Consider the following 8748-nt stretch of genomic DNA (forward strand, 5'->3'; position numbering starts at 1 on the left):
CCCCCTGGGAGGATAGGAAGCCGCTGATTTTTGTAGGGGTATAGCTCAACTGGTAGAGTAGTGGTCTCCAAAACCATTGGTTGAGGGTTCGATTCCTTCTGCCCCTGCCACAAAAAATGGAATGAAGGTTCGCCTTCATTCCCACATGACTCGGTAGCTCAGCTGGATAGAGTGACTGACTACGAATCAGTAGGTCTAGGGTTCGAATCCCTACCGGGTCACCATTAAAAGCCATCAACATTTTGTTGATGGCTTTTTTACGAATCTTTTTTCCTTTTGACAAGGTTCCATCCATGCTATAATAAGTAAATACATTGTATGTGATGAAAGGAAAGTGTAGTCGATGAAAGTTCAACTGGAAGACTTATTGAAAGCTTTTGAATTAAATAATCCGTACCTTAAATTCTATGTACATAAAACGGACGGCAAATTGACCTTGGTAACTGAAATTCCCGGGAATGCACCGGCCGATAATGATGTGACGGCTCATCCTGACGACTATCTCAAGTTGCCGACACAGGCCGATTTGAACCTGCCGGAAATGATCAAAGGCTTTGTGCCCATGATGAAGGATGCCAAGCAGCGGGAAACCTTTGCCGCCTCCATCGAGGCCGGTAAGTCCTTAGCCCAGCTTGAACAGGAACTGCGGGCCATGGGTCTCGTCCAGTATTGGTATACCTTCCAGCAGATGGAATTTGAAAAGATTGCCAAGACGTGGTGTGACGATCATGGCATTTCGTATGAAGCATAGAGACCTGGGGGTTTTGTCATGAAGATTTCAGATGTCGGAGAATTCGGCTTAATCGATATTATCAAAGAAAATACCTTGTATCATCCGGAAAATGTCGTCATCGGCATCGGTGACGACGGTGCCGTCTACCGGACGACGCCGGGCTGGCAGCAGGTGACGGTCATCGATACGATGGTCCAAGACAGCCACTTTATCATCGGCAAGACGGCCTATTGGTACGATGTCGGCTTTAAATCGGTGGCGTCCAATCTCAGCGATATTGCAGCCATGGGCGCCGTGCCGACCCAGGTCGTCTTGTCGACGGCCCTGACCCCGTCCATGGACGTCGACGATGTCGTCGAACTCTATCGAGGCATCAAGGATATTTGCCGGGCGTATGAAGTCAATATCCTCGGCGGCGATACGGTCATGTCCCGGGAGGGTGCCGTCATCACCGTCGCGGCTTTCGGTGAAATCGAAGCCGGGAAGGCCTTGCGGCGCAGCGGTGCCAAGGAAGGCGACGTCGTTGCCGTGTCCCATACGGTCGGCGATTCTTCCGGCGGCCTCGACGTCCTGCTTCAAGGTCACGACGGGTACGAATCGTTGAAAAAAGCGCATCAATGCCCGGTGCCGCGCATCGAATTAGGACGACTCCTGGTCCAGTACGGCTGCCACAGCCTGAATGATATCAGCGACGGCCTGGCTAGCGAAGCCAATGAAATCGCCAAGGCCAGCGGCGTTGAACTGGTCATCGACGGCAGTGCCGTTCCGACCAGCTCAGAGCTACAAGCGTGGGCTGCCGAATCGGGGAAACACTTGTTGAATTTCGTCTTTAACGGCGGCGAAGACTACGAATTGGTCTTCACCATGGCGCCCGATGATTTTAAAGCCTTGCAACAAGCCTATCCGGACGTTACGCCCATCGGTACTGTCCGAGCAGGTGATGGCCGGGTACTGCTGCAGCATGACGGTAAAGAGTCGGTCCTTTTGCCCAAGGGCTGGGACCACTTTGAGAGGAGATAAATCATGTCCATCGATATTAAAACGCACTCAGAGGCCGAAACCATCGCCCTCGGTGCCTTTTTAGGCCCCCTCTTGGAGGACGGCCAGACGATTGCCCTGCGCGGTGATCTGGGCGCCGGCAAGACTCACTTTGTCCAAGGCATTGCCAAGGGGATGGGGATTGACGACGTCGTCGTCAGTCCGACTTTTACCCTGTTGAATTACTATGAAAATACGATTCCTCTCCAACACTTCGATTTTTATCGCTTGGAAGAAGAATATGAACTCGATGATCTGGGATTTGAAGACTATCTCGACAGCGGCGTCACGGTGATCGAATGGTCGGAAAAATTCCCGGACCGCCTGCCTGACGATGCGGCTGTCGTCACTATTGAAAAGACGAGTCCGACGGAACGCCTGTTTCACTTTGAATTTTCCGGAAGCCGCTGGCAGTCTATAGAAAATGAGGTACAGAAATATGCTCTTAGCCATTGAAACATCGAGCCTCGTATCGAGTGTCGCCTTGCTCCATGACGACACCCTGCGAGCTGAACTTACGATTCAGGCACGGCTGACCCATTCGGAACAGCTCATGCCCCATATTGCCGATATGCTGGTCAAAGCTTCGGTTGCTAAATCACAGATCGACGGCGTTGCCGTTTCCATCGGTCCCGGGTCCTTTACAGGCCTTCGCATCGGGCTGGCGACGACCAAAGGCCTTTCCTTTGCCTGGAATGTGCCCATCGTCGGCGTGACGACACCGATTAGCCTGGCCTATAATTTTGTCGGCACGTCCGATCGGGTATGTACTCTCATCGATGCCCAAAAGGGCAATGTCTACGCCGGCGTCTACCGTTGGGACCGGACGAATCTTTTGACCGAGAAAGACATCTATATCGCACCGCTCACGGAGGTACTGGATACCTTGGAAGCAGAAGGCCAGCCCGTTGTATTCTGCGGTGACGGCTCCTTGAAAGGGCGGGGGAAAATCGAAGGGCGAAACAGCCTTTTCCGCATGGCACCGCCGACGATGGTCATTCCCCGTGCCGGCAGCGTAGCCATGGCCGCCAACAGCCGTTTTGCCGCCGGTGATTACGACGACTGCATGACCCTGACGCCGTCGTACCTTCGCCGCAGTGAAGCCGAAGTCCTTTGGGAAAAACGGCACGGCAGCGCACCATGTCAGTAACGATTCGAAGGGCTGTGCTTCAGGATTTGCCGGATATCATCGCCATTGAAGAGGCGTCTTTTTCGTCGCCTTGGTCCCATGAATCCCTGCGGGCTGAATTCGACAACCGCGTGGCCCGTTACTACGTCTTGGAAACAGACGCTGGGACCGTTGTCGGTTATGCCGACCTGTGGCTCATTGCCGACGAAGGGCAACTCGCCAATATCGCCGTCCACCCGTCAGCCCGAGGCCTGGGATACGGTGAAACCCTGCTGCGGACGGCTATGGAAGACGTCTTTCGCGACGGCTGCCAGACGGTCTTTTTGGAAGTACGGCCGTCGAATGCCTCGGCTATTGCCCTCTATGAAAAATTAGGGTATGAAAAGGTGGCCCTTCGCAAAGGCTATTATTCCCAGCCCGTAGAAGACGCCTATATCATGAACTGCCCCAAAGAAAATTATCCGTGGCCCGGCCACTTATTATAGAAAAGGATGAAATCTATGTATACCTTAGCACTTGAAACCAGTTGTGACGAAACGTCGGCTGCTGTCATCGAAGACGGCCGCCATATTCGCTCCAACATCATTTCGACGCAGGTCCCGATCCACCGGAAATTCGGCGGTGTCGTACCGGAAATCGCCTCGCGTCAACACATCGAATACGTCATGCCCATCATCAAAGAAGCCCTCGATACAGCGAAGGTTTCTTTGGACGATATCGACCATATCGGCGTCACCTACGGACCGGGCCTGGTCGGTGCCCTTTTAGTCGGCGTGGCTGCAGCCAAGGCCATCAGTTTTGCAGCCGATAAGCCTTTAGTCGGCGTCAACCATATGGAAGGCCATATTTTTGCCAACTTCCTCAGCCATCCCGAACTGGAACCGCCTTTTTTGGCCCTCGTCGTTTCCGGCGGCCATACGCAGCTGGTTCAGATCAATGACTATAACTCTTTTAAACTCATGGGGCAGACCCGCGACGATGCAGCCGGCGAAGCCTTCGATAAGATTGCCCGGGTCATGGGCTATCCCTATCCCGGCGGCCCGCAGATCGAAAAGCTGGCTAAAGACGGAAATCCCGATGCCATTGAATTTCCTAAGGCCCTTCATGAACGGCACAACTTTGAATTCAGCTTCAGCGGCTTGAAATCGGCCGTCCTCAACTATCTCCATACGCAGGAACAGCGCGGCGAGTCCTATAATGCCGCCGATGTCGCTGCCAGTTTTCAAAAGACTGTCGTCGAAACCCTGGTAGAAAAGACGATGGATGCGGCCTCGTACAGCAAGGCCAAGAAAATCGTCCTGGCCGGCGGCGTCTCTGCTAACGGCTGCCTGTCAGATGCCATGCAGGAAGCCTGCGAGAAAAAAGGCTACGCCTTTTACCGACCGGATCCGATCCTTTGTACTGACAACGGAGCCATGATCGGCTGCCGGGCTTACTATATGGCCCAGGCCGGCCGTTTTGCCGATTTGACCCTCAATGCCAAACCGGCGCTGCCGATTACCGGGGAATAATCTTTGCGGCCGGAATGGGGGGATTGCTATGACGGCCCTTGCACCGATTTGCCGGACAGCCAGTACGCTGTCGCCGGTCCAGATCCATATTTTACAAAATAGTGAAGAGCTGCTGCAGTTTGCCAGCGACTTGTCGCACCGCGAACTCTTCGTCTACGTGCCCGGCCAGCGTAAGGGGACGCTGGTATTGGCTGCCCACCGGACGCCGCTCTTGCAGAAGGGGCGGCAAAATGAACTGGCCGAACCGGGGACCGTCTTTTCCCATTATGAAGAACCTCTCAATTACCAGGTCTTTCAAGATGGGAAGGCCATGCATGGGGAAAAGGAAATCGAATACGGCCGCACGGCGCCTATTGTGGCTTATCCTTTTGTCGATAACGGCGGCATCACCATTGCCGTTATCGCCTTTGTCGGCGTCGTAGAGGATAACCGCGAGTTGTTGACGGAAACGGCGTTCCTGTCCCTCCAAGTACCCATGGATTTTCATTCCATGTACCGGCCCTTATCGATCCAGGACGGCGTCGTTCTGGTCAACTGCAACGGCATCGTCATCTATGCCGACGACATGGCCGACAGCATCCTCCACATGTGCGGCCAGCACGGCATCATTACGGGCACCAATATCTATAATACCCGCCTCGATGTGACCGGCGGCAAGCAGGTCCTGGCCGCAGCCAACGGATTGGCCGACGATATCACCGTCGGCGACGCCGTCGTATCGCGGCGGGTCATTCCCATTCTGCAGCGCGGCAAGGTGCGCCGCGTCATTTCCATCTTGACCGAACGGACGGAACTCCACCGAAAAGAAGCGGAATTGATGGTCAAGACGTCGGTCATCAAGGAAATCCACCACCGGGTCAAAAATAATTTGCAGACCATTGCCAGCCTGCTGCGGATGCAGATGCGGCGTACGACAAGCGACGAAGCGCAGGAAGTCTTAAAGGAAAGCCTGAATCGGATTTTGAGCATTGCCCTGGTTCATGAGACCTTGTCCTATGACGATGATGAAAACATCAATCTGTCCGACGTCGCCCAGAAATTGCTCAATCTCCTGGCCCACAGCCTGGTCAGCAAGGAATGCCGTGTCGAGACGAAGTTTTCCGGTCAGAAGCTGATGCTTTCTTCCGACGTCGTCACCTCCCTGGCCCTGATCCTCAATGAACTCATTACCAACGCCATCATCCACGGGTTTAAAGGAAGGTCTGAAGGCGTGATTTCCATCGATATCCGCTGTGAAGGCGAAACCTGTGTCATCACCGTCTGTGACGACGGTGTCGGCATGGATCAGACCGAGAAGGAACGAAATCGCAAACATCTCGGCATGGCCATCGTCCAAACGCTGATCGAAAAGGATCTGCACGGATCGATTGCTTTTTCCAAGGCAAACCCGCAGGGGACCGCGGCTGCCATTCGCTTTCCATTGTCAAAGAGGGGAGACTGAACCATGGGATATCGCATTGTAATAGGGGACGATGAATCGATTATTCGGATGGATTTATGTGAAATGCTGGAAGATGCCGGCCACACCGTCGTCGGTGAAGCGGCAGACGGGCTGGAAGCACTGGAATTGGTGCGTAAGGAAAAGCCGGACATCGTCTTATTGGACATCAAGATGCCGCGCCTGGACGGGATCCATGCGGCCCGGATGATCGGCCATGAAGGCTTGGCGCCGGTCCTGCTCCTGACGGCCTACAGTCAGGACGACATGGTCGATAAGGCCAAAGATTCCGGCGTTCTCGGCTACCTGGTAAAACCGGTTAGCCCGGTCAACCTCTTTCCGGCCATTGAAATTGCCATCGCCCAGTTTGCCCGCCAGCGGGAAGCGGCTAGGCAGCTGGAAGAAATGAACGACCGGATTGAAACCCGTAAAGCCGTCGATCGGGCTAAGGGATGCCTCATGGACTTATACCATATTTCTGAAGACGAAGCTTATCGGCGGCTGCAGCAATACAGCATGAAGAACCGCAAACCCTTGAAAACAGTGGCTGAATCGGTCATTGCCGGGGCGGAAAAGATAAAAGGTCAAAAAAAATAAAGCCATTAAAGAAAAAGTTGAGGCCCAAGCCTTGACTTTTTCACCTTTAATGGCTAATATATATATTGTAAGTTAGCACTCAGAAGGAAAGAGTGCTGATAAAGACTAGCAACTTACGTCTAAGGAGGAATATACAATGTTAAAACCGTTAGGAGATCGCGTCGTTATCCGCGTATTGGAACAAGAAGAAAAAACTGCAAGCGGTATCTTTTTACCGGACACCGCTAAAGAAAAACCGAGTCAGGGTGAAGTCATCGCCGTTGGTTCGGGCAAGCTTCTGGATGACGGGAAACGCCTTGCATTGGATGTTAAAGTTGGCGATAAAATCATTTTCTCGAAATATGCTGGTACGGAAGTCAAATTCGAAGGCACGGACTATTTAATCGTCAGCGAACGCGACATTCTGGCTATTATCTAATAAATTAAAACTACTGACTTTTCATATAGGAGTGTGTTAAAGATGGCAAAACAGATTTTGTTCAATGAAGATGCACGTCGTGCTCTCGGCAAAGGCGTCGACGCTTTGGCCAATGCCGTAAAAGTTACCTTGGGGCCTAAAGGCCGCAACGTCGTTCTCGATAAAAAATTCGGGGCTCCGACGATTACCAACGACGGTGTTACCATCGCCCGCGATATCGAATTGGAAGATCCCTTTGAAAACATGGGCGCTCAGCTCGTTAAAGAAGTCGCTACCAAAACCAACGACGTAGCTGGTGACGGCACGACGACGGCTACGATCCTGGCTCAGGCTATGATCGAAGAAGGCATGCGTAACGTCGCTGCCGGTGCCAACCCGATGATCCTCAAACGCGGTATCGAAAAAGCGACGGCTAAACTCGTCGAAGAAATCAAAAAACGTTCGATCCCCGTATCCGACAAAGCTTCTATCGCTCAGGTAGCTTCTATTTCTGCCGGTGACGAAGAAGTCGGCGGCCTCATCGCTGACGCTATGGAAAAAGTCGGCAAAGACGGCGTCATCACCGTTGAAGAATCGAAGACCATGGGCACGCAGCTCTCCGTCGTCGAAGGCATGCAGTTCGACCGCGGCTATATCTCCCCGTACATGGTATCCGACCCGGATAAGATGGAAGCTGTCATGAGCGAACCGTACATCCTCATCACCGACCGCAAGATCGCTTCGATCCAGGAAATGCTCCCGGTTCTCGAAAAAGTCGTTCAGTCCGGCAAAGAATTGCTCATCATCGCTGAAGATGTTGAAGGCGAAGCTCTGGCAACCTTGGTTGTCAACCGCCTCCGCGGCACCTTCAAAGCCGTTGCTGTTAAGGCTCCTGGCTTCGGCGACCGCCGCAAGGCTATGCTTCAGGATATTGCAACCCTTACGGGTGCTACGGTCATCACCGAAGATGTCGGCCGTAAACTCGACAGCGTTACCATGGAAGACCTCGGCACGGCCCGCCAGGTCCGCGTAACCAAAGACGAAACGACGATCGTTGAAGGCCACGGCGATGCTCAGGCCATCAAAGAACGTGTCGCTCAAATCAAATCTCAGATCGCTGACACGACGTCTGATTTCGATAAAGAAAAACTCCAGGAACGTTTGGCTAAGATGTCCGGCGGTGTTGCTGTCATCGAAGTCGGCGCAGCTACGGAAGTTGAATTGAAAGATAAGAAATATCGCCTCGAAGATGCTCTCAACGCTACTCGCGCAGCTGTTGAAGAAGGTATCGTATCCGGCGGCGGCACGACCCTTATCGATATCCTCCCGGCCCTCGACGAATTCAAAGAAGAAGGCGACATTCAGACTGGTATCAACCTCGTCAAACGCGCTGTTGAAGCTCCGCTCCGTCAGATCGCTGAAAACGCCGGCCTCGAAGGTTCGGTCATCGTCGCTCAGGTCAAAGCCTCTGAAGACGGTGTCGGCTTCAATGCCCTCAAAGAAGAATACGTCGACATGGTTAAAGCTGGTATCGTCGATCCGGCTAAAGTAACCCGTACGGCTCTTCAGAATGCAGCTTCCATCGCAGCTCTCGTCCTGACGACGGAAACCTTGGTTGCTGACAAACCGGAACCGGCTCCGGCAGCTCCGGCAGCACCGGCTGGTATGGGCGGCATGCCCGGCATGATGTAAGATCTTGCCCGGTATAAGCTAATAACTATACTCTCCTTAAAGAAACCTACCTTATGGTAGGTTTCTTTTTTTATGGGGTTTACCCTGTTGAGCTGGCAACGCCTGCGAAACAATAAACCACCCGCTATGCGGGTGTGTTCCAATAGTTATACAAAAAAATCACCTTTCCAGTATAATAGAGGTGTCCAAGCCACTATTACATTAAAAGGAAAG

The 8748-nt window shown here is 52.9% G+C and carries 10 protein-coding genes and 2 tRNA genes; all 12 read left to right on the forward strand.

The genetic code is table 11. From position 1 onward, the window contains the following. Positions 1–34 precede the first annotated feature (34 nt). The 12 genes from HMPREF3201_RS04775 to groL all read left to right on the forward strand — a co-directional run bounded on the left by HMPREF3201_RS04775 (position 35) and on the right by groL (position 8535). Positions 35–110, forward strand: a tRNA-Trp gene (locus HMPREF3201_RS04775). Between the two features lie 37 nt (positions 111–147). Next, positions 148–224, forward strand: a tRNA-Arg gene (locus HMPREF3201_RS04780). 119 nt (positions 225–343) lie between these two features. After that, complete coding sequence (locus tag HMPREF3201_RS04785) at positions 344–751, forward strand: hypothetical protein (RefSeq protein ID WP_062411992.1); 408 nt, start codon at positions 344–346, stop codon at positions 749–751. A gap of 18 nt (positions 752–769) precedes the next feature. Further along, complete coding sequence (gene thiL / locus HMPREF3201_RS04790; RefSeq protein ID WP_062411993.1) at positions 770–1753, forward strand: thiamine-phosphate kinase; 984 nt, start codon at positions 770–772, stop codon at positions 1751–1753. A 3-nt stretch (positions 1754–1756) separates the two neighbouring features. Beyond that, the gene (gene tsaE, locus HMPREF3201_RS04795) at positions 1757–2227 is read left to right on the forward strand and encodes a tRNA (adenosine(37)-N6)-threonylcarbamoyltransferase complex ATPase subunit type 1 TsaE (RefSeq protein WP_062411994.1); all 471 of its coding nucleotides are present in this window, start codon (positions 1757–1759) and stop codon (positions 2225–2227) included. Next, positions 2211–2921: a tRNA (adenosine(37)-N6)-threonylcarbamoyltransferase complex dimerization subunit type 1 TsaB gene (gene tsaB / locus HMPREF3201_RS04800; protein ID WP_062411995.1), complete on the forward strand. Its 711-nt coding sequence runs from the start codon at positions 2211–2213 to the stop codon at positions 2919–2921. Before tsaE ends, tsaB begins: the two co-directional genes overlap by 17 nt. Continuing rightward, positions 2912–3385 carry a ribosomal protein S18-alanine N-acetyltransferase gene (rimI, locus tag HMPREF3201_RS04805; RefSeq protein ID WP_062411996.1) on the forward strand — a complete coding sequence of 158 codons (474 nt, stop codon included), beginning with the start codon at positions 2912–2914 and terminating at the stop codon, positions 3383–3385. Before tsaB ends, rimI begins: the two co-directional genes overlap by 10 nt. 15 nt (positions 3386–3400) lie before the next feature. Next, positions 3401–4411: a tRNA (adenosine(37)-N6)-threonylcarbamoyltransferase complex transferase subunit TsaD gene (gene tsaD / locus HMPREF3201_RS04810; protein WP_062411997.1), complete on the forward strand. Its 1011-nt coding sequence runs from the start codon at positions 3401–3403 to the stop codon at positions 4409–4411. Between the two features lie 28 nt (positions 4412–4439). Further along, a complete protein-coding gene (locus HMPREF3201_RS04815) occupies positions 4440–5852 on the forward strand; it encodes a histidine kinase N-terminal domain-containing protein (RefSeq protein WP_062411998.1) in 1413 nt (470 codons plus the stop codon). Positions 5853–5855: 3 nt separating this feature from the next. Continuing rightward, the gene (locus tag HMPREF3201_RS04820) at positions 5856–6446 is read left to right on the forward strand and encodes an ANTAR domain-containing response regulator (protein WP_062411999.1); all 591 of its coding nucleotides are present in this window, start codon (positions 5856–5858) and stop codon (positions 6444–6446) included. A 136-nt stretch (positions 6447–6582) separates the two neighbouring features. Beyond that, positions 6583–6864 (forward strand): co-chaperone GroES, encoded by a 282-nt coding sequence (groES, locus tag HMPREF3201_RS04825; protein WP_044503120.1) that lies wholly within the window; start codon positions 6583–6585, stop codon positions 6862–6864. A 42-nt stretch (positions 6865–6906) separates the two neighbouring features. Continuing rightward, complete coding sequence (groL, locus tag HMPREF3201_RS04830; RefSeq protein ID WP_044503119.1) at positions 6907–8535, forward strand: chaperonin GroEL; 1629 nt, start codon at positions 6907–6909, stop codon at positions 8533–8535. Positions 8536–8748: the final 213 nt, after the last annotated feature.

This window comes from Megasphaera sp. MJR8396C (assembly GCF_001546855.1).
Classification (GTDB): domain Bacteria; phylum Bacillota; class Negativicutes; order Veillonellales; family Megasphaeraceae; genus Megasphaera.